The sequence below is a fragment of the Sphingomonas sp. BLCC-B65 genome (assembly GCF_028550675.1).
Lineage (GTDB): Bacteria > Actinomycetota > Actinomycetes > Actinomycetales > Microbacteriaceae > Microbacterium.
The window spans coordinates 13,967-32,691 of sequence record NZ_JAQQGL010000001.1; the positions used below are offsets into that span (position 1 = coordinate 13,967).

The window sequence follows — 18,725 nt, forward strand, 5'->3', positions numbered from 1 at the left end:
CGGAGAACAGTGACCGAACAGGCCGTTGCCGATCTGCGCACCCGCGCGGCCCGCACCTCCGGCACGGTCCGGATCGTCGGTGCCGGGCTGCTCGGTGCCAGCATCGGCCATGCGTTGCGCGCGCTCGGCGTCGACGTCGCCCTCGCCGACGCGTCGCCCGCGCAGTTGCGGCTCGCAATCGACTACGGTGCCGGTCGTGCGGCACGTGACGACGACCGCCCGCTGCTGGTCGTCGTCGCCGTTCCGCCGGACGTGACGGCCGACGTCGTCGCCGACGAGCTGGCCGCATTCCCGGATGCCGTCGTGACCGATGTCGCTAGCGTCAAGCTCGACCCTCTGCACGAGCTCCGGGAGCGCGGCGTCGACCTCACGCACTACATCGGCTCGCACCCGATGGCGGGTCGTGAACGCGGCGGGGCCATCTCGGCGCGCGCGGACATCTTCGTGGGCCGTCCGTGGGTCGTCTGCCGCGATGCCGAGACGCCGGCATCCGATCTGGCCCTCGTCGAGGGACTCGCCCTCGACCTCGGCGCGACTCCCATCGAGATGACGCCGGAAGAGCACGACCGCGCCGTCGCGCTCGTGTCGCACGTGCCGCAGCTGGTGGCATCGCTGCTGGCCGGGCGGTTCGTCGACGCCCCCGACGGCTCGCTGCGTCTGGCCGGGCAGGGCGTGCGCGACACCACGCGTATCGCGGCCTCGGCGCCCGAGCTGTGGGTGCAGATCCTGGGTGCCAACTCCGCCCCGGTCGTCGACGTGCTCGACGCACTCTCCGATGACCTGCGCGCCGTGGCCGACGCCCTCCGCGCCCCCGACGCCCCCGGCGCACGTCGCGCCGTCGCCGACACCATCCGTCGCGGCAATGACGGGGTGGAGCGTCTTCCCGGCAAGCACGGGCAGAACCGGCGATACGAGAGTCTCGTCGTCATGGTCGACGACACGCCGGGGCAGCTCGGACGCCTGTTCGGCGAGCTCGGCGAGCTCGGGGTCAACGTCGAAGACCTGCGCCTGGAGCATTCGCCCGGAGCGCAGTTCGGTCTGGCCGAGATCAGTGTCGACCCGACCATCGTCCGTCACGCCGAGGAGGGCCTTCTCGCACGCGGCTGGAAGATCGCGAGCCTGCCCTCATGACCCTCACCATCGCCATCGACGGGCCCGCCGGTTCGGGCAAGTCCAGCGTGTCCAAACAGGTCGCGCGCGCACGCGGCTACGGCTACCTCGACACCGGCGCCGCCTACCGTGCCCTCGCATGGCACGTGCTGGCGCGGGGGACGGGCGCTGCCTCCGACACGGCGGACGAAGCCGTCGTGGTGGCTGCGGCATCCGACTTCCCCTATGCCATCTCGCTCGACCCCGACGACTACTGGGTGCGGGTGGGAGAGACCGACGTCACCGCCGCGATCCGTGAGCCGCGGGTGACCGCCGCCGTCAGCGGCGTCGCGCGCGTTCCCGCCGTGCGCGCGCAGGTCAACGAGCTGTTCCGCCGGCTCGTCCGCGAGTCGGGCCGTCCCGGTGTCGTTGTCGAAGGCCGCGACATCACCACCGTCGTCGCCCCCGACGCGCCGGTGCGGATCCTCCTCACCGCTGCACCCGACGTGCGCGCCGCCCGGCGCAGCGCGGAGCTGTCCGGCGAAGACGCCGGCGCCGTCGCTGCGGCGCTGCACCGCCGGGATGCGGCCGACAGCGCCGTCGTCGACTTCCTCACCGCCGCCGACGGCGTGACGGTCGTCGATTCGACCGATCTCGATTTCGCTCAGACCGTGGAGGCCGTCCTCGACGTGATCTCTGCGACTGTCCCCACCCCACAGGAGAACCACGATGGCCGCTGAAGACGAGTACGAGGCCGGTCCCGACCAGATCGAAGAGAAGCTCGCGAACCTCGACGAGGAGCTCGCCGAACAGCGGGCCGCCGCGCTGCGCGCGTCGCTCGCCGACTACGACCTGGACGAGGAGGACGACGACCTGCTCGCCGGCTTCACCGCCGGCGGCGAGGTCGTCGAGATGCTGCCCGCGCTGCCGGTCGTCGCGATCGTCGGCCGTCCGAACGTCGGCAAGTCGGCGCTCGTGAACCGCATCCTCGGCCGGCGCGAGGCGGTCGTCGAGGACACGCCCGGCGTCACGCGCGACCGCGTCACGTACAAGGCCGAGTGGATGGACCGTCGCTTCTCACTCGTCGACACCGGCGGTTGGGAGCCCGACGCGCGTGGCATCGACCGCTCGGTCGCCGCGCAGGCAGAGGTTGCCATCGACCTGTGCGATGTCGTGCTGTTCGTCGTCGACGCCATGGTTGGCGCCACCGCGACCGACGAGGCCGTCGTGAAGCTGCTGCGCACGACGAAGAAGCCGGTATTCCTCGTCGCGAACAAGATCGACGACGCCCGCCAGGAGCCCGAGGCCGCGGCGCTGTGGAACCTGGGCCTCGGTGAGCCGCACCCCGTGTCGGCCATCCACGGTCGCGGGGTCGCCGACCTGCTCGACGAGGTCATGAAGGTGCTGCCGGAGGTCTCGGCGGTCGCCAAGGGCGAGCTCGGCGGACCGCGTCGCGTCGCGATCCTCGGCCGCCCCAACGTCGGCAAGTCCTCGCTGCTGAACAAGGCCGCAGGTGAGGAGCGCGTCGTCGTCAACGAGCTCGCCGGCACCACGCGCGACCCGGTGGACGAGGTCGTCGAACTCGGCGGCAAGCTCTGGCGCTTCGTCGACACCGCCGGCATCCGCCGTCGGGTGCACCTGCAGCAGGGCGCCGACTTCTACGCGTCGCTGCGCACCTCGGCCGCGCTCGAGAAGGCCGAAGTGGCCGTCGTCGTGCTCGACGTCTCGCAGTCGATCAGCGTGCAGGATCTGAACATCATCGACCTCGTGCTCGAGTCGGGGCGCGCGCTCGTGCTGGCGTTCAACAAGTGGGATCGCCTCAACGACGACGACATGGAGAACGCCGACCGGCGCCGGTACCTGGAGCGCGAGATCGAACAGGACCTCGCGCACGTCGCGTGGGCTCCGCGCGTGAACATCTCCGCGCGCACGGGTCGCCACCTCGACAAGCTCGTTCCGGCGCTGGAGACGGCTCTCGAGTCATGGGATCAGCGCATTCCGACCGGCAAGTTCAACGCGTTCCTCGCCGAGCTCATCGCGGAGCACCCGCATCCGCTGCGTGGCGGCAAGCAGCCCCGCATCCTGTTCGGCACGCAGGCGGGCACCCGCCCGCCCACGTTCGTGCTGTTCACCACCGGGTTCCTCGACCCGGGCTACCGCCGGTTCATCCAGCGGCGTCTGCGCGAGATCTTCGGCTTCGAGGGCACGCCGATCGTCGTCAACATGCGGGTGCGCGAGCGTCGCCAGCGCTGAGCGCGCGTCTGCGCTCCTGCCCCGCCCTCAGCGGATGACCAGCGAGCGGAACCGCTCGACTGGCAGGTCGTCCAAGCGCAGGGGAGCAGCCTCGGCATCCGCCGTGCTCACACGGGGCAGCGGCTGGCGCGCCCCCGTCTCGCGGAACCGCTGCACGGCCCAGGTGTCGACGCCCGCGTCGGCGAGGCGGCATCCGAGTTCGCGCAGTCCCGCGTCGTCGATCGCCGCCGGGTGCACGGTGGTGCGCACCTCGTAGTCGAGCGGGTGATCCGATCCGGCACGCAGCAGACGGTTGCCGAGCACGAGTTCGAGCGAACGCCACGCGTGTCCGCCGCTCGGGGCGCGTCCGGTGACGGTCGCGTAGTCGTCGGGAGCGGCTTTGATGTCCAGCCCCACCCAATCGACGTAGGGGAGCGCGCGGGCGAGCAGTCCCGGGTAGGCCCCCGCGGTGTGCAGGCCCACGCGGAAGCCGAGCGTGCGCACCATCTGCATTGCGGGAACCAGCGCGTGCTGCAGGGTGGGCTCGCCGCCGGAGAAGACGACGCCGTCGAGCAGTCCCATCCGTTCGCAGAGCAGGTCGGTGACGTCGGCCCACGTGACGGCGCCCTCCGCCCGCGGATCGATGAGCGCCGGGTTGTGGCAATAGAAGCAGTTCCACGGGCAGCCCTGCAGGAAGACCGTCGCGGTCATCATGTCGGGCCAGTCCACGGTCGAGAACGCCGTGACCCCCGCGATGTTCAGTTCACTGGCTGCAGCGGTGCGGACCATGTCGCCTCCTCGGCGGGAAGGGCAGCGGAGAAGTACTCCCGCTCCTCAGCTTCGCCCTTCTTCCCGATGTTGAAGCTGGCGATCGGCCGGAAGTAACCCATCACGCGCGTCCACACCTCGCACGCGGCGCCGCAGTCGGGGCACTGCTCGTGGTGGCCGGACCGGTAGCCGTGACGGGGACAGATCGAGAAGGTGGGTGTCACCGTGATGTACGGCAGTCGGAAGCGCGACAGCGACCGGCGGACGAGTTCGCGGCAGGCCTCGGCCGACGGCATCGCTTCTCCCATGTAGAGGTGCAGCACCGTTCCGCCGGTGTACTTCGCCTGCAGCGCCTCCTGCATCTGCATGGCCAGGAAGGGGTCGCTCGTGTAGCCGACGGGCAGCTGCGACGAGTTCGTGTAGTAGGGGTTGTCGACGGTGCCCGCATGGCGGATGCCGGGAAGGCGCGCGATGTCTTCCTTCGCGAACCGGTAGGTCGTTCCTTCGGCGGGCGTGGCCTCGAGGTTGAACATGTGCCCGGTCTGCTCTTGGAACTCGACCATGCGCGCGCGGACGTGGTCGAGCACGCGTGTCGCCAGGCTCATGCCGCGTGCGGTGGTGATGTCGTCGGCATCGCGCGTGAAGTTGCGGACGTACTCGTTGAGACCGTTGACGCCGATCGTGGAGAAGTGGTTGTCGAGCGTGCCGAGGTAGCGCTGCGTGTAGGGGAAGAGGCCGCCGTCGAGGTGGCGGGCGATGACGGCGCGCTTGGCGACGAGGCTGTCGCGGGCGATCTCGAGCAGTTCGTCGAGGCGGGCGATGGCGGCATCCTCGTCGCCCGAGTGCACGAACCCGAGGCGCGCGCAGTTGATGGTCACGACGCCGATCGAGCCGGTCTGCTCCGCCGAGCCGAACAGTCCGTTTCCGCGCTTGAGCAGCTCGGTGAGGTCGAGTTGCAGCCGGCAGCACATCGAGCGGATCATGTGCGGGTCGAGGTCGGAGGTCACGAAGTTCTGGAAGTAGGGCAGGCCGTACTTGGCCGTCATCGCGAAGAGGGCGTCGGTGTTGGGGCCGTGCCAGTCGAAGTCCTTCGTGATGTTGTACGTCGGGATCGGGAACGTGAACGCGCGGCCGTCCTGGTCGCCCTCGGTCATCACATCGATGAAGGCGCGGTTGATGACGGCCATCTCCTCGGACAGGTCGCCGTAGGCGAAGGCCTGCACCTGGCCGCCGACGAGGGGATGCTGATCGGCGAGATCGTCGGGGCAGACCCAGTCGAAGGTCAGGTTGGTGAACGGTGTCTGCGTGCCCCAGCGGGACGGCACGTTGAGGTTGAAGATGAACTCCTGCATCGCCTGGCGCACTTCGTTGTAGCTCAGGTCGTCGATGCGCACGTAGGGGGCCAGATACGTGTCGAACGAGCTGAACGCCTGCGCACCGGCCCACTCGTTCTGCAGCGTCCCGAGGAAGTTGACCAGTTGGCCGAGGGCGCTGGAGAAGTGGCGGGGAGGTGCCGAGGCGATCTTCCCGGGCACGCCGTTGAAGCCCTGTTCGAGCACCATCCGCAGCGACCACCCGGCGCAGTAGCCGGCGAAGACGTCGAGGTCGTGGATGTGGAGGTCGCCCTCGCGGTGTGCGGTGCCCGCCTCGGGTGCGTAGACCTCGTCGAGCCAGTAGTTGGCGATGAGCTTTCCCGCCGCGTTCAGGATCATGCCGCCCAGCGAGTACCCCTGGTTCGCGTTCGCGTTGACCCGCCAGTCGGCGCGGGCGAGGTACTCGTCGATGGTTCCGGCGACGGGGACGGTGCGGGGGGAGGTCATGATGATCCTGCCTTCGATATCTAGGGAGGCGAGCTTGGTCTGACCACAATATGTGGGGGTGCGAGTCGCTGTCGCGTCCAGATGTGGGCGTGTCGGGGAGTCATGCGCCGTGCAAAAACTTCGCCGCAGGGCGGTCGCTGCCCGAGCGGTGTGACAGGCTGGGCGGGTGACGATCGTGCCTCCCGCCCCCGGCGAGCCGCGCCGCCCCGACGGGCCGCGTGATCCGGGTGACGCGTGGGTCGTGGCCGACGATGGCACGCGCTACTGGGGGCGCTTCGGTGCCGCGGGCCTGCTCGCCGTCGATTCGCAGCGCGGCGTGCTCTTGCAGCACCGCGTGGCCTGGAGCCACTTCGGCGACACGTGGGGGTTGCCGGGTGGTGCGCGCCATCAGGACGAGTCCGCATGCGAGGGGGCGTTGCGCGAGTCGGCGGAAGAGGCGGGAGTGCCGGCATCCGCCGTGCAGCCGCGCCTGATCAGTGTGTACGACGTGGGCGTGTGGACGTACGCGACGGTCGTCGCGGATGTCGTCGTGCCGTTCGAGCCGGTGATCAGCGACCCTGAGAGCCGTGAGCTCGCGTGGGTGTCGGTGGATGCCGTCGACTCCTTCCCGCTGCATCCGGGGTTCGCCGCGTCATGGCCGCTGCTGCGGTCGCTGCTGGAGGTGCGGCCCGCCGTGGTGGTCGACGCGGCGAACGTGGTCGGATCGGTGCCGGACGGCTGGTGGAAGGATCGGGCCGGCGCGACCGCGCGGCTGCTGGAACGGCTGCGCGCACTGTCGATGCAGGGAATGGATGCCGGGCGGCTGGGGCTTGCCGCGGACGTGTGGTTCCCCGAGCTGCGTGTCGTGGTCGAGGGCCAGGCGCGGGCGGTCGAGGAGGTTCCGGGACTCACGGTGGTGCGCGCCGACGCCGAGGGTGACGACGCGATCGTCGCGGAGGTCGCCGCGCTTGCTGCTGCGGGCCGGAGTGTGGTCGTGGTGACGAGTGACCGGGAACTGCGGGCGCGTGTGGGTGCGCTCGGTGCCGTGGCGCACGGGCCGTCGTGGCTCGACCTCGACTGAGATCGCTCGGCGGTCAGTCGTCGTCGGTCGCGTAGCCGGTGACAGCGTCGCGTCCGCGCAGGCGGTCGATGTCGCGGCGCTCGCGCTTGGTGGGCCGGCCGGCGCCGCGGTCACGGACGGCGAGTTGGGCGACCGGCTCGCGCGGCGGTGTGCGGTCCTCCGCGGCGAGGGCGGCGACCGGTGCGCCGACGCGTTTGGTGAGCAGCTGGCGGACGACGAGGATGCGGTCGAACCCGGCGATGCGCACGCGGATCTCGTCGCCGATGCGCACCGCCTGGGCGGCTTTCGCTTTCTCGCCGCCGACGCGCACATGCCCGGCGCGGCACGCCGCGGTCGCGGCGGAGCGGGTCTTGTAGACGCGCACCGCCCAGAGCCACGCATCGATGCGGACGGACGGCTCGCTCATCCCTCGATTCTGCCCTGTCGGATTCTTCGGTGTGGTGAGCGGGAGATCAGGCCACGGTGAGGGAGACGATCGGGCGCCGGGCGCCCGGACGAGCGACTTCGATGAATCCGGCATCCTCGAAGCTCGATAGCGCGCCATGGTAGAGGTCGTTCGACGACGTCTTTCCCGCGTCGGTGTCGACGGGGTAGCCCTCGATGACCCGTGCGCCGTGGGAGCGGGCGTGCTCGACGGCGGCGTCGAGCAGGCGCCGGGCGAGCCCATGACCGCGGAACTCCTTGCGGACGACGAAGCAGGTGATCGCCCAGACGGATTCGTCGTCGAACGGCTCGGGTGACTGCTGGAAGGCGCGGGTGGCGGCCAGCCGAGGCTGGTCGGGTCGCGGTGAGACTTTCACCCAACCGGCGGCGATGCCGTCGACGTAGGCGATGAGCGCGGATGCCGGGGTGGCCGCGAGGTCTCCGCGCAGCAGCTCGCGACGCTCGTCAGTCGTCGCGGCCTGGAAGTCTTTGTTGCGCAGCATCCACCACTGGCACCAGCACGAGGCGCCGTCGCCTCCGCCGGTGAGCGCGTGCTCGGCATCGGCGAAGCGATCGGCCGATGCCGGCAGGATCTCGATCGGGCTCATGACCAGACCATACTCCGGACTTGCGACACGCGTTCGCGAGCGCTCCACGAAACCGGTAGGATAGGGGAGTTGTCCGCGAGCGGACAGCAGACCGGGATGTGGCGCAGCTTGGTAGCGCACTTGACTGGGGGTCAAGGGGTTCACCCTCTCCGGTCGGCCCGAGATAACTGAAAATCGATGCCACGGGCTGTGGCGCAGCTTGGTAGCGCACCTGACTGGGGGTCAGGGGGTCGCAGGTTCAAATCCTGTCAGCCCGACAGAAAAGCCCCGATGAGAAGCCATTTTCATCGGGGCTTCGTCATGTCTGGCGACGGGTTTTTGTTGGTCCCCCTCTGGTCCCCGCGCCCAGGCATCGATGCCGGATCACAGACGTCGGAGGGCATATCTGGCTCTCTGGAAGACGCCGCCTGTGGATAAGGGGACCAAAAGGGGACCAGAGCCCCCGGTCGTGGCTCCCGGCTCCCCGTCACAGTGACCTCGAGGCCTCGCGCCGGCTCGGTCTGCTGGCCTTGGCGGATCGAGCGAGGAAGGCGTTGGCCTGCTCCGCAGCGGAGGCGAGGTGGCGGTCGTCGGGGTGCAGGTATCCGCGGGTGGTCTCGACGGAGGCGTGGCCGAGGATGTCCTGGAGGACGTGCAGCGGGATGCCGGCGTCTGCCATCCAGGTCGCGCCGGTGTGCCGGAGGCCGTGCCGGGTGAGGTCGGGAAGGCCGAGATCGCTGACGATCTGGTCCCAGTTCGTCGCGTCCCGCACGGTCGCGGTCGTGAGAGCGCCGCGCTTCGGGCCGACCAGCAGCCGATCCTCGGGCTCCTTCCCCTCCGTGAGCCGCTCAAGAACCGGTCGGAGCGGGTCGAGGATCGGGACGCGGCGCTCTCTCCGGCCTTTGGTCTGTTTCGTGATGAGCCCGCCTTTGCCGGGGTAGGTCTGCCGGGCGATCACCACGATGTTCTTGTCGAACCGGACGTCACCGGCCTGAAGGCCCGAGACCTCGGAAGAACGCGCGGCGAGGAGGGCGGCGAGCATGACGAAGTCGGAGTACGACTGGTGGACCTTCCCGCAGGCTTCAGCGAGCTTCGTCAGCGTTCCCATGTCGGGGATCGCATGCGCGCGCGGGGAAGCAATCTCCGCAGACTGGAGACGGAAGGCATTGCGGTTCAGGCTGCGCTTGGCACGGTTCTTCGCGGGGTTGATCGGGATGAGCCCGTCGCGCACTGCTTCATCGAGGACCCGCACGAGCGGGGCGATGGAGTTCTTGATCGTTGACGCCCCATGCCGCTTCTCCCAGGCGTCGATGGTGCGGTCGATGATCCCGGCGGTGATCTGCGTGACGGGCAGGTGCCCGAGAGCAGGCAGCACGCGGAGCTTGAGCCCGTACCCGTAGGTCTCCCCGGTGGAGGTGGGGTCGAGGCCGCGCGCCCATCGGTCGCCGATCGTGGTGACGAACTCGGTGAGTGTCATGGACACGTCCATGCCCTTGGCCGATGACTGCCGCAGCGAGTCGAAGAACTCGTGCGCTGCCGCCTCGTCGGCGACGATCTCGGAGCGGATGATGCGGCGTCTGCTGATCGGGTCCGTCCAGCGGGCACGGGCGCGGATGCCGTAGGAGCGACGTTCCAGGTCGGTGGAGATCCTCACGCCGACCGGAGGCACCGGCTTCGGCTGCGCTTGCGGGAGTGGCTCAGCCTTCCGGGGCATGGCCGTGCTCCAGGCCTGCCAGCCAGGCGTCGACCGCATCGATCCGGTACCGGGCGATCCCGCCCAGCCGCAGGAACGGCGGCCCCTGACCGGCGGAACGCCACCTCGACAAGGTCGACTCGGACACCTTGAGATAGGCGGCGATCTCGCGACTGTCCATGAGAGGCGAGACCACGATCGTGCCGCCGGTATCGCTCATGCGACTTCTCCGGTGTTCGGGTTGAGCCCGGCATAGAAGTCGTCCTCAGCCTGGCGGCGCGCGACGACATCGTCGAGGACGAACTGCACGAAGTCCTGATCCCGGTGAGCGATGATCGTGTCCTCGACCGGGCCTGCCGGGTCCTCGCCGGGCCAGGTGGTCTGCCGGGTCGGGCGGTCTCGGTCGAGACGAGTTCCGGAAGCGGCGACCCAGTCGCGGAGCCGCTGGCGGGCGTCGGCGAAGTCGCGATGCCAGCCCAGCGGCGCGGAGCCGTTCTGCTCCGGGTCGTAGGCGGACAGCCAATGCAGGTGCAGCGCGCTCAGCTCCCACAACAGCTCCGGGTGGCGGTGCCAGAACGGCGGAACCACCGAAGCAGGCAGCCCGTAGGTGCGGCGCAGCCAGTCGACCCAGCGGTTCAACTCCAGCCACTCGGCCTCCGCCTCCTCGCTGGTCAGGAGGTTCCAGTTGATCGGGTGCGGAGGCTCCGGGATCAGCGGCCCGTCGAACTCCTCGTCCAGGTCCGGCTCGTCGGTCTCGGGGGCGGTCTCGTGCTCGTTCATCACGGTCACCGCCGTTCAGAGCCCGAGCGCCGGGGCGGCGCCCGAGCTCTCGCGACGAGCTGCGCCGGCCGCCTGTCCCACAAGCTCCTGCGACGTGGCGGGCTGGCGGCGGGTGCGGTCGACCTCGTAGCTCGTGCGGGCGAGGTCGTGGCCGAGCTTCTTCGCGACGAACTCCTCGGCCTTGACCACCTCGCCTTCCGGCGTGGCGCGGTCGTACTCGCGGGTGTAGCCCTCGGCGACGAACTTGTCTCCCTTTGCGAGCCGGTCGTGAGCGCGCTCGGCGGTCTTCTTGAACGCCACGAGGTCGTGGAAGGTCGTCTCGGTCTGCGTGAAAGACCCGTCCGGCTCCTTGCGATAGTGCTCCTGCCCGATCTTGGCGTAGAACCGGGCATCGCCCCGCTCCGTGTAGGTGAGCTGCGGATCGGAGGCGATGAACCCCGAGACGGATTCCTGCGTGTGGAGAGCCATTGGACTGCCCCTCTTTCTGACATCGGTGGCGACCCCACGATGGGGCCGCTCTGTCAGGCAGGTGCGCCTGGCGGCTCCTCCGAGCGGTGCTGCAACGTCGCCTCGATGTCTGTCCGGCCCGCGCGCAGCTCTCTCGCGTCGGGCCTGTCGGTCCAGGTCCGCATCCTCGTGACGATGGGCGGCGCGGAGCGCAGCAGCACCAGTGCAGTCCCGAACTGGAGGGTGCGGATCGTGTCGGGCGGCATGATCGGCACGCGGCGGATGGAGCGTTGCGCGGATCGGGAGCCGTGGTCTCCGACCGTGGTGGAGTCGGTCACCTCGTCGCGCTCCCCGATGAGGGTGGTCAGGTCGTGCAGGTCCTTGGAGTTCGACGCTCCGCCCAGGACGATCTTGACGATGGAGGCGTCCCAGATCGCGCCGGCCGCGTTGTCCGACCACTTCTCCCGCGCCTGGGCGAGGCTTTGGAGGACGGGCATCGTCGTGATCCCGGTTCCGCCGCCTTCGGCCATGAGCGTCGGCAGAGACGGCAGCGGGGCGAGGTTGCCGACCTCATCGAGCGCGAGCAGCAGTGGCGGATCGAGGCGGGCGCCGGGGCTCGTGGCGGCGAGGCGTCGGGCAGCTTCCGCGACGTCTTCCACGAACGCCGCCACCAACGCGGCACTGTTGTTGGCGCCGGCTCCGGTGGCGAGCAGGTAGAGGGTTCCTCGGTCGCGGAGGAACGCCTCGGGGTTGAAGTGCTCGTCTTCGCGCGGCGATACTGCGTCGAGCACGCGCGGGTCTGCCAGCGCGGCAAGAGCGAGCGAGACGCCTTGCCAGATGGAGTCGCGCGTGCGGGGGTCGGAGTCGACCATCGCCTGCAACGAGTCCGCCCACCCAGTCGCCGCTCGCGGGTTCGCGGTGAGGATCGCCACCGCGTCCGCGGCGGCAGAGGGGTCGAGGGTCCACCGGAACAGCTCCGAGGGCGGCCGGTGGTCGAGGGCAGCAGCATGGAGCAGCGCTTGGAGCGCAGTCCTCGTCTTGCCCTCCCAGAACCCGCCGCCCTCGACCCCGCCGGTCGAGAGACCGGTACCGGCGGCAAGGCCGGTCGCCCGGATCATCGCGGTCAGCGGGTCCTCACACCCGCGGATCGGCGACCACCGCAGGCCTGTGGGGACCCCTTCGGCGAGGTGCTGGGGGTCGAACACTGCGACAGGGCCGAGCCGCTGCCGGGCACGGAGCGTCGCAGTCAGGTTGTCCGGCCGCGTCGATGTGGTGACGACCGCGCCAGGGGCGTCCAAGATGGCGTTGATGACGATGTGGGCGCCCTTCCCGGAGCGGGGCGGGCCGATCAGCAGGATGCTGTCTTCGACGGACGCCCACACGCTCGTGCCCCGTGAAGTGCCGATCCGGTAGCCGACATCCTGCGGACGCGGCTTGTTGAGGGAGGGCCGCAGGTGCCCGGCCCGGCGCAGCAGCGCCGCCTCGGACGCGGCTTTCGCGACTTCGGATCGGGTGGCGATTCCGGCGATGCGGTATGGGTCCGTCTTGACGTGGCGGCCGTGCTCGCGGAAGAACCGCCACGCCCACCAGGCGGCCGTCGCGGAGCCGACGACCAGCAGACCGGCCGTGATCCAGTACGCGACGACGTTCAGGCCGGGAGCGTCGAGCGCGGCAGCGGGGTCGCCGGGGTGCAGCAGCACACCCAGGCCCGCCTCGATCCCGCCGGTGGGCTGACCGGTCCCGGTGATCCAGGCGGTGACGGACCCGGCGCCGCGGAGGATGGCGGCGAGGACCGCGGTGCCGATAAGCAGGCCGATGCCGAGGTTGCTCAGCTCGTCCCCGAGCGCCCCCGTGGGCGGGGGCGTGCTCATTCGGGGTGTCCGATCGTGAGGGTGCCGGAGACCCGGCCGAGCAGGATGACCTCGCGGGTCGGGCTCCCGGCAAGCTGGCGGGATTCGACGAGGCCGCGCATGGTGCCGTCCGGGGCGGCGTCGCCGTGGGCGATGATGACGGCGATCGCCACGTCCTCGCCCGGCACGAACCCCTCCCCGTGCAGCGTGACGAGTTCCGCCGCCGGTCGGCGAGCCGGCGCCTCCGATGCCTGTTCTGGATCGGGTTCGGTGCGGCGTCGTCTGCTCGGGGTGATGATGTCGGTGAACACGGTTCCGTCCGCTTCGCGCACCTCGACCCGCACCGGCGAGCGGCGCAGCTCGGTGAGCTGGTCGAGGACGCGGGCAAAGTCCTCCCGCCGCCACGGCGGCGCGAACGGCTCCGGCTCGAACGCCTCGCCGTCGACGGTGACGGTCATGCGGCCGTCCTCGGCGATGGCGATGGCGACGAGCGGAAGCACGACCGGCACCGCCTCGGCACTCCCGTCTCGGGATGCGGGTTCGCCCCAGGATCGCTTGTAGCGGGGCCGGGGCATCACGAATCCTGCCGATCGTTCGGGATTCCTGAAGGCACGTCGAGATTCTTGAACTCGCGAGAGTCGCTCGTCATGCGGCCGGTGGTGTCGAACGCGGCGAGCTCGGCCGGATGAAGCTGATGCTGGACGACGAAGCTGCGGTCCTTGATCCGCCACAGCCCCTGCCCGGTGCCGAGGCCGGGGAGCAGCTTCTGCTCGGTGCCGGTGAGCCCGAGCGCGAGGGCGGTGGAGCCGAGCTGGTCCGGCTCCTGCCGGTACACGATCCGCGTCTCCGCATTCGCCAGCAGTGACGAGGCGAGGGCGCGCATCGCGGTCCCGGCATCGCCGACGTTGTCCAGGTCGGAGAGCTTGTGGAAGATCAGCATGTTCGCGATCCCGAAGTGCCGCGCCAGCCTCCACTGGGCATCCATGCGGCGAAGCAGCGCCGGGTACTGCATGAGCCGCCACGCTTCGTCGTAGATTACCCATCGCTGTCCGCCCGCCGGGTCGGACAGGGCGGACTCCATCCATGCGGATGAGCAGGTCATCAGCACCGAGATCAGCGTGCTGTTCTCCGCGACCCGGGATAGATCCAGCGACACCATCGGCAGTGAGGGGTCGAACCTGACCGTGGAGGGGCCATCGAACAGGCCTTGGAGGTCTCCGGCGACGAGCCGACGGAGCGCGTGGCCGACGAGACGGCCGTCTTCCGCGAGCCGACCGTCCTCGTCGTCCGCCGTGTTGGGGCTGAGGATGCGGTAGACGACCATCGGCAGGATAGGCACCTGGGCGCTGCGGACGGCGTCTCGGAGGGCGAGGTCGATCGCGGTGTGCTCCAACGGCGACAACGGACGGTCCAGCACGGTCTCTGCGAGGGCGCCGATGAGGTCGCGGCGGCGGGAGGCGACCTGCATCGCCCACTCCGTATCCGACACGGCAGATGGCCGGTGGCCCTCATCGAGCGGGTTCAGACGATTGCGCAGGCCGTGGCCGAGGATGATCGCCCGCCCGCCGACCGCCTCCGCGACCGCCGTGTGTTCACCCTTGGGGTCGCCGGGGACGTAGACCCTGCGTCCGAACGGCAGGCTGCGCGTGTACAGCGACTTCGCCAGGGATGACTTGCCGGAGCCGACGATCCCGGCGAGCACCACGTTCGGTGCGGTGATGAGGCCCCGCTGATAGAGCACCCAGGGGTCGTAGACGAACGATCCGCCGCTGTAGAGGTCTTGGCCCACGAAGACGCCCTGGCTGCCGAGGCCGGCCTCGGCCAGGAAGGGGTACTGGCCGGCGAGCGTCGCGGAGGTGTCTTGGTGCTTGGGGAGCCGGAACCGGCCCGGCGTCCGCAACGCCGCAGGCCCCGCCTCGCCTGCGGCGGGCAGGTAGCTCGTGTTGCGGCGTTCAGCCTGCTCCGCCTCCCACTTCGCCCGAGCTTGTGCCTTGCGATGCTGGCGGGCATCGATCTCGAGCTTCGTCGCCGCCTGACGGCGGGCCTTGCGTGCCCGGCGCCGCTCGCCTTCGGGTCCGACGAGCACGGCGGTGTGCAGGCGGCTGTCGTCCTGCCCGGTCACAGCGCCAGCCCCCGGCCGTGTGCGGAGGCGGCCCCGGGGCGGCGGGTGAACCAGTCGGCCCGGTCTCGCGCCCGGCTGACAGTGGGGCCGACTGTACGCGTGGACTTGTGCGCGGCGCGTTCCGCTTCCCGCCTCGACTCCGATGCGGGTGCGGAGGCCGGGGTGTCGATGCCGAGGAGTGCAGGGTCGGGCACGGTGTCGTGCTCGCGCAGGAGCGAGACGTGCCCGAGGAAGGGGTTGTAGGTGAGCGTGTAGACGTCGTGGGTCGCCACCTTGTCGAGCACACCTGTCGGGGGCTCGTCGTAGATGTATCCGTTCTCGAGCGCGGCCTGGGTGGTCTCCGCTCCGTAGTCGTGCCCGGCCAGGTGCTCGATCGCGGCGTCCGTCCCGTCGCGGTCGAGCAGCTCCAGCAGCTCGTCGGCCTCGGAGCCTTCCAGGAACACGACGCTGACCCACCGCCTCGCCGGGCCGTCCTCGACGGCAGGTGCGGGGTGCCAGGCGATGCGGCCGGAGTGCTGGGAGGCGGCGTCCATGCGCCACTCCACGGTGTCCAGCAGGGTGCCGGCCTGGTGCAGTTCGTCGGCAGCCGCGAGGGCCGAGGTTGCGCCGGCGGCCTGGTTCCCGGCGTCGTCGTGCGCCCTGACGCGGGCGTTGATGTGGGCGGCGGCGAGCTGGTCAAGCACTTGCCGCAGCGACCTGACGCCGGCGAGCAGCTCTCCGATCACCGGGTAGGTGTCGGCGGGGCTCTCGAACGTGCGGGTCGCGTGGGCCACGCCCCGCAGCGCGGCGGACGCCTCGGCGGCGTCCGCGAGCGGGGCATCGAAGGTCGGCATGATCGGGGCTCCTCACAGGAAGGCGTGACGGTTGGTGAGCAGGTGCGCCGGGTCAGACCGGCCGGCACAACGGCAGCGCGGCAGCGGTGAATGCCTGCGCCTGCTGACCGACGAGCCGCCTGCTCTCGCAGGACGCTTGGATCGCCGCCTGCTCGACCGCGGCCACCGCCGCGTCGAGCTCGTCCACGGTCGGCGCAGAGACGGAGACGAGGCCGGAGACGCGCAGGACGCCGTGCCCGGCAGTCAGGTCCGCCTCCTGCTGGAGCACGTCGTCCAGCTCGGCGCTGCTGGCCGCGTCGTCGATCTGCCCGATCTTGCGCCGCTGGGCGGCATCGGAGATGAGCTCGGTCTTCTTCTTCCGCAGGTCCCTGGCGGCCTGGTCGGCGCGAACCGGGGTGTAGTGCAGGGCGAGGGTACGCAGGATGCCGTTGGACAGCACGAGCGGCGCGAGGAAGCCGGGATACACCTGCGAGCGAGGCCACTCGGTGATCCACAGCACCGCATGGTGCGCGGAGTCCGACCGCAGCCGGTCCCAGGTCTCGGTAACCGCGACCGGGCCTGCGGCCGCCAGGTCACGGCCCAGGTCCCCGTGGCGCTCCAGCGCGGGGGCGGCGGCGGGGTCGTAGGCCGAGCGCAGGACGACGGCGACCTCGCCCGGCGTCAGCCATCCGGTGCTACTGAGCTCCGCCGCGCGCAACGCCGTCGTCAGCGTGCTCATCTCCTGCCGCAGCACCGCGGCCGCACCCCGTATCCCGCCACCGCTGGTCCTGATCTGCCGGGCGGCGGCCTTCATGTCGAGCGCGAGCGAGATGGTCGTCGCGTGGCGTTCTCCGGCGGGGCCGGCGCGGTCGATGAGCTCGGCGTAGGTGGTCGCGGACCAGGAGCCGTCATCAGTGCCGTGCGTGCGCCACCACTCCGCCAGCCCCGTGCCCGAGTCCGGCAGAGTCCGCTCGGACACCTGAATCCGCGCGATCCGTCCGGAACGGCACGCGGCGGCCAGCACGCGGCCCCACCCGGAGACGCGGCGCTGCTGCTCGCCCGGGTCGAGGAGCACGAACGCAGGGTGAGAGATACCGAGGATCGCGGTGAGGGTCTGCGCGTGCGGGTCGTGGATCATCGCCGCGCCGGTCTCGGGGTCTTCCCACTCCCGCAGGCTCGCCGCATCCCCGGGGAGCGCGAGCGTTCCGGCGGGGCGGAGCTTGATGACGCGGCGCCGGTAGACGAGCTGTCCGAGATAGGTGCGGGCGGCCCAGCGGGCGAGGATCGGCACCCACTCGATAACCTTCCGGCCCCCGGCAGGGATCGCCGCGAGCAGGGCGCAGGTGCCCCAGACGGGTGCGGTCCAGGCGAAGCCCATCCCGCCGGCGGCGTAGAGGGAGAAGACGACCGTGAGCACCGCGATGCCGAGGACGATGAGCTGCGGAAGGGACAGGCCGAGCATGATGCCGCGCTTGGCGAGCCGGGAGAACTGCACCGGCGCCAGCGGGTAGTCGCTGGTCGGGTCCGTGACCATCGGTTACTCCTTCCCGGCCGGCGTGGACGACGGCGGTGGCGGGTCCTGCCGGCGCCGAGGCGCAGGCGAGGACTCTGCAGGCCCGGGAGACGGCGGCGTGGCCGGAGGCGGTGCCGACGGTGCGGGACGCGGCGGTGTGCCCGGCGACGGAGGCGGGGATGCCTGTTCCGCCGCCGCGCCGGCCTGGCTGTCCGCCGCGCCGCCTACCGCTTTGCCTGCCTTCGGGCCAGCGGTCGCTGCGGCCTTGACCACGGCGGCTCCGACGACCGCCGCGGCACCGACCGGCCCCGCGGCCGCACCGGCACCAGCCGCGCCAGCGCCGGCAGCTCCGGCGCCCGCTCCAGCCCCGGCTCCGGCTCCGGCTCCGGATGTAGCGGCGCCGGTACCTGCCGTGCCGGCTCCCGCGCTGGCAGGGGCCGCAGCCGACGGACCGGGAGGAGGCGGAGGCGGTGTCGAGCCTGCGCCCGCGCCGCCTCCACCGCTCGGCGGCTTGCTGCCGGGGTCGGCGCCGCTGTCCAGGACCTTCCTGGCCGTGTCGGCCTGCGGGGCGGACGGCACCGGCACGGGCCGGTTCAGCGCGGACTTCGCCTCCTGCTCGGACGACATCGCGTGGTACATGTCGAAGCCCACGAACGACAGGAACTTGTAGGTGATGTAGGGCGCGAACGCGGCAATGAACATCAGCACGACGCCCGCGATCGGGTCGGAGATGGAAGCCAGGTCGGCCTCGATCGGGGCCGAGACCTGCCCGATCGCGACGAGGAAGATCACGACGAGGACGAGCTTGGAGAAGATCAGGGCGATCACGAACGCCGCCCACTTGGCGAACCAGCCCTTCGTCGCATCCCACGTCACCCCGGCCAGGGCGACCGGACCGAACACGACCGCCACCAGCAGCAGCGCCTTGCGGATCAGCAGGGAGAACCACACGATCGCCGCCGCCGAGATGGCAAGCCCGGCAAGGAAGATCGTGATGATCGCCCCCGTGCCAGGGGCAGTCAGATTGATCGCGGCAAGGCCGACGGCGAGGAGCCCGATCTGGGTCCCCATCCCTTCCATCGTGTTGCCGGTCGCCTGCACGATCCCGACCGCGAGCTGATCGGTCACCTCCAGCAGCAGCGCCGTCAGCGTGATGACGAGAAACGAGCCGAGGACGGACTTGGCGAGGCCGAGCGCGGCACGGGACAGGGAGGTGGGGTCGCGGTGGATCAGGCCGGTGATGAGCTGGAGGCAGAAGAAGATCAGCATCACGAACACGGCGACCCCGAAGAGGACGTTGTAGACGCCGACGTACTCGGGGCTCGTGACGTCGACGAGGGTCGTGGTGTCGAACACCCACCAGACGGCCTCGAACAGCCACGCCGCGGCCCCGGCCATCGCCTGGGCGAGCCAGTCGAACGGGGCCGCGATCAGCGAGGCTGTGCCTTCGCCGACGGCGTCGCAAACGGAGGAGATGACCGGGACGTCGCAGACGCTCACCGCGCCCACCCCCGAAGGCGGGCTGTCGT

18 protein-coding genes and 2 tRNA genes are annotated in these 18,725 nt (G+C 70.6%); 6 read left to right on the top strand and 14 right to left on the bottom strand.

Annotation, left to right across the window (positions count from 1 at the left end):
* The first annotated feature begins 9 nt into the window (after nt 1–9).
* The 3 genes from PP359_RS00085 to der are packed head-to-tail and all read left to right on the top strand — an operon-like array spanning nt 10 to nt 3,342.
* Entirely contained in the window at nt 10–1,131 is a 1,122-nt protein-coding gene (locus tag PP359_RS00085; protein WP_039416356.1) for a prephenate dehydrogenase, read from the top strand.
* A complete protein-coding gene (cmk, locus tag PP359_RS00090; RefSeq protein WP_039416357.1) occupies nt 1,128–1,829 on the top strand; it encodes a (d)CMP kinase in 702 nt (233 codons plus the stop codon). The genes PP359_RS00085 and cmk overlap by 4 nt, the downstream gene beginning before the upstream one ends.
* Nucleotides 1,819–3,342 carry a ribosome biogenesis GTPase Der gene (gene der / locus PP359_RS00095; protein ID WP_476151944.1) on the top strand — a complete coding sequence of 508 codons (1,524 nt, stop codon included), beginning with the start codon at nt 1,819–1,821 and terminating at the stop codon, nt 3,340–3,342. Before cmk ends, der begins: the two co-directional genes overlap by 11 nt.
* A gap of 27 nt (nt 3,343–3,369) precedes the next feature.
* On the opposite strand, the gene PP359_RS00100 is transcribed toward der, so the two are convergent.
* Both PP359_RS00100 and PP359_RS00105 read right to left on the bottom strand, forming a co-directional pair.
* Nucleotides 3,370–4,110, bottom strand: a complete 741-nt coding sequence (locus PP359_RS00100) for an anaerobic ribonucleoside-triphosphate reductase activating protein (protein WP_499249596.1) — start codon at nt 4,108–4,110, stop codon at nt 3,370–3,372.
* Complete coding sequence (locus tag PP359_RS00105) at nt 4,080–5,909, bottom strand: ribonucleoside triphosphate reductase (protein ID WP_499249597.1); 1,830 nt, start codon at nt 5,907–5,909, stop codon at nt 4,080–4,082. Before PP359_RS00105 ends, PP359_RS00100 begins: the two co-directional genes overlap by 31 nt.
* 166 nt (nt 5,910–6,075) lie before the next feature.
* On the opposite strand from PP359_RS00105, the gene PP359_RS00110 reads away from it, so the two are divergent.
* The gene (locus PP359_RS00110; RefSeq protein ID WP_499249598.1) at nt 6,076–6,969 is read left to right on the top strand and encodes an NUDIX domain-containing protein; all 894 of its coding nucleotides are present in this window, start codon (nt 6,076–6,078) and stop codon (nt 6,967–6,969) included.
* Between the two features lie 13 nt (nt 6,970–6,982).
* Here the strand turns inward: PP359_RS00110 and PP359_RS00115 are convergent, their stop codons facing one another.
* Together PP359_RS00115 and PP359_RS00120 are read right to left on the bottom strand one after the other, a co-directional pair.
* Nucleotides 6,983–7,375: an RNA-binding S4 domain-containing protein gene (locus tag PP359_RS00115; RefSeq protein ID WP_499249599.1), complete on the bottom strand. Its 393-nt coding sequence runs from the start codon at nt 7,373–7,375 to the stop codon at nt 6,983–6,985.
* A 46-nt stretch (nt 7,376–7,421) separates the two neighbouring features.
* A complete protein-coding gene (locus PP359_RS00120; protein WP_499249600.1) occupies nt 7,422–8,000 on the bottom strand; it encodes a GNAT family N-acetyltransferase in 579 nt (192 codons plus the stop codon).
* A 92-nt stretch (nt 8,001–8,092) separates the two neighbouring features.
* Here PP359_RS00120 and PP359_RS00125 point away from each other — a divergent pair.
* Nucleotides 8,093–8,162: transfer RNA gene (locus tag PP359_RS00125), tRNA-Pro, on the top strand.
* 21 nt (nt 8,163–8,183) lie between these two features.
* Nucleotides 8,184–8,257 (top strand) — tRNA-Pro (locus tag PP359_RS00130).
* A gap of 209 nt (nt 8,258–8,466) precedes the next feature.
* On the opposite strand, the gene PP359_RS00135 is transcribed toward PP359_RS00130, so the two are convergent.
* From PP359_RS00135 to PP359_RS00180, 10 genes are read right to left on the bottom strand one after another with little or no spacing between them, the layout of a single operon-like run.
* The gene (locus tag PP359_RS00135) at nt 8,467–9,633 is read right to left on the bottom strand and encodes a tyrosine-type recombinase/integrase (RefSeq protein ID WP_499249601.1); all 1,167 of its coding nucleotides are present in this window, start codon (nt 9,631–9,633) and stop codon (nt 8,467–8,469) included.
* A 43-nt stretch (nt 9,634–9,676) separates the two neighbouring features.
* The gene (locus PP359_RS00140) at nt 9,677–9,892 is read right to left on the bottom strand and encodes a helix-turn-helix transcriptional regulator (protein ID WP_499249602.1); all 216 of its coding nucleotides are present in this window, start codon (nt 9,890–9,892) and stop codon (nt 9,677–9,679) included.
* Nucleotides 9,889–10,452, bottom strand: a complete 564-nt coding sequence (locus PP359_RS00145; protein ID WP_499249603.1) for a hypothetical protein — start codon at nt 10,450–10,452, stop codon at nt 9,889–9,891. The genes PP359_RS00140 and PP359_RS00145 overlap by 4 nt, the downstream gene beginning before the upstream one ends.
* 15 nt (nt 10,453–10,467) lie before the next feature.
* Nucleotides 10,468–10,920, bottom strand: a complete 453-nt coding sequence (locus PP359_RS00150) for a single-stranded DNA-binding protein (RefSeq protein ID WP_499249604.1) — start codon at nt 10,918–10,920, stop codon at nt 10,468–10,470.
* Nucleotides 10,921–10,973: 53 nt separating this feature from the next.
* On the bottom strand, nt 10,974–12,770 hold the full coding sequence (locus tag PP359_RS00155) for a type IV secretory system conjugative DNA transfer family protein (protein WP_499249605.1): 1,797 nt from the start codon (nt 12,768–12,770) through the stop codon (nt 10,974–10,976).
* A complete protein-coding gene (locus PP359_RS00160; RefSeq protein WP_499249606.1) occupies nt 12,767–13,324 on the bottom strand; it encodes a hypothetical protein in 558 nt (185 codons plus the stop codon). The genes PP359_RS00155 and PP359_RS00160 overlap by 4 nt, the downstream gene beginning before the upstream one ends.
* A complete protein-coding gene (locus tag PP359_RS00165; RefSeq protein WP_499249607.1) occupies nt 13,324–14,871 on the bottom strand; it encodes a putative type IV secretion/conjugal transfer ATPase in 1,548 nt (515 codons plus the stop codon). Before PP359_RS00165 ends, PP359_RS00160 begins: the two co-directional genes overlap by 1 nt.
* On the bottom strand, nt 14,868–15,704 hold the full coding sequence (locus PP359_RS00170; protein ID WP_499249608.1) for a hypothetical protein: 837 nt from the start codon (nt 15,702–15,704) through the stop codon (nt 14,868–14,870). Before PP359_RS00170 ends, PP359_RS00165 begins: the two co-directional genes overlap by 4 nt.
* 52 nt (nt 15,705–15,756) lie before the next feature.
* Nucleotides 15,757–17,217 (bottom strand): SCO6880 family protein, encoded by a 1,461-nt coding sequence (locus PP359_RS00175; protein ID WP_499249609.1) that lies wholly within the window; start codon nt 17,215–17,217, stop codon nt 15,757–15,759.
* A gap of 3 nt (nt 17,218–17,220) precedes the next feature.
* Complete coding sequence (locus tag PP359_RS00180; RefSeq protein ID WP_499249610.1) at nt 17,221–18,696, bottom strand: TrbL/VirB6 family protein; 1,476 nt, start codon at nt 18,694–18,696, stop codon at nt 17,221–17,223.
* Nucleotides 18,697–18,725: the final 29 nt, after the last annotated feature.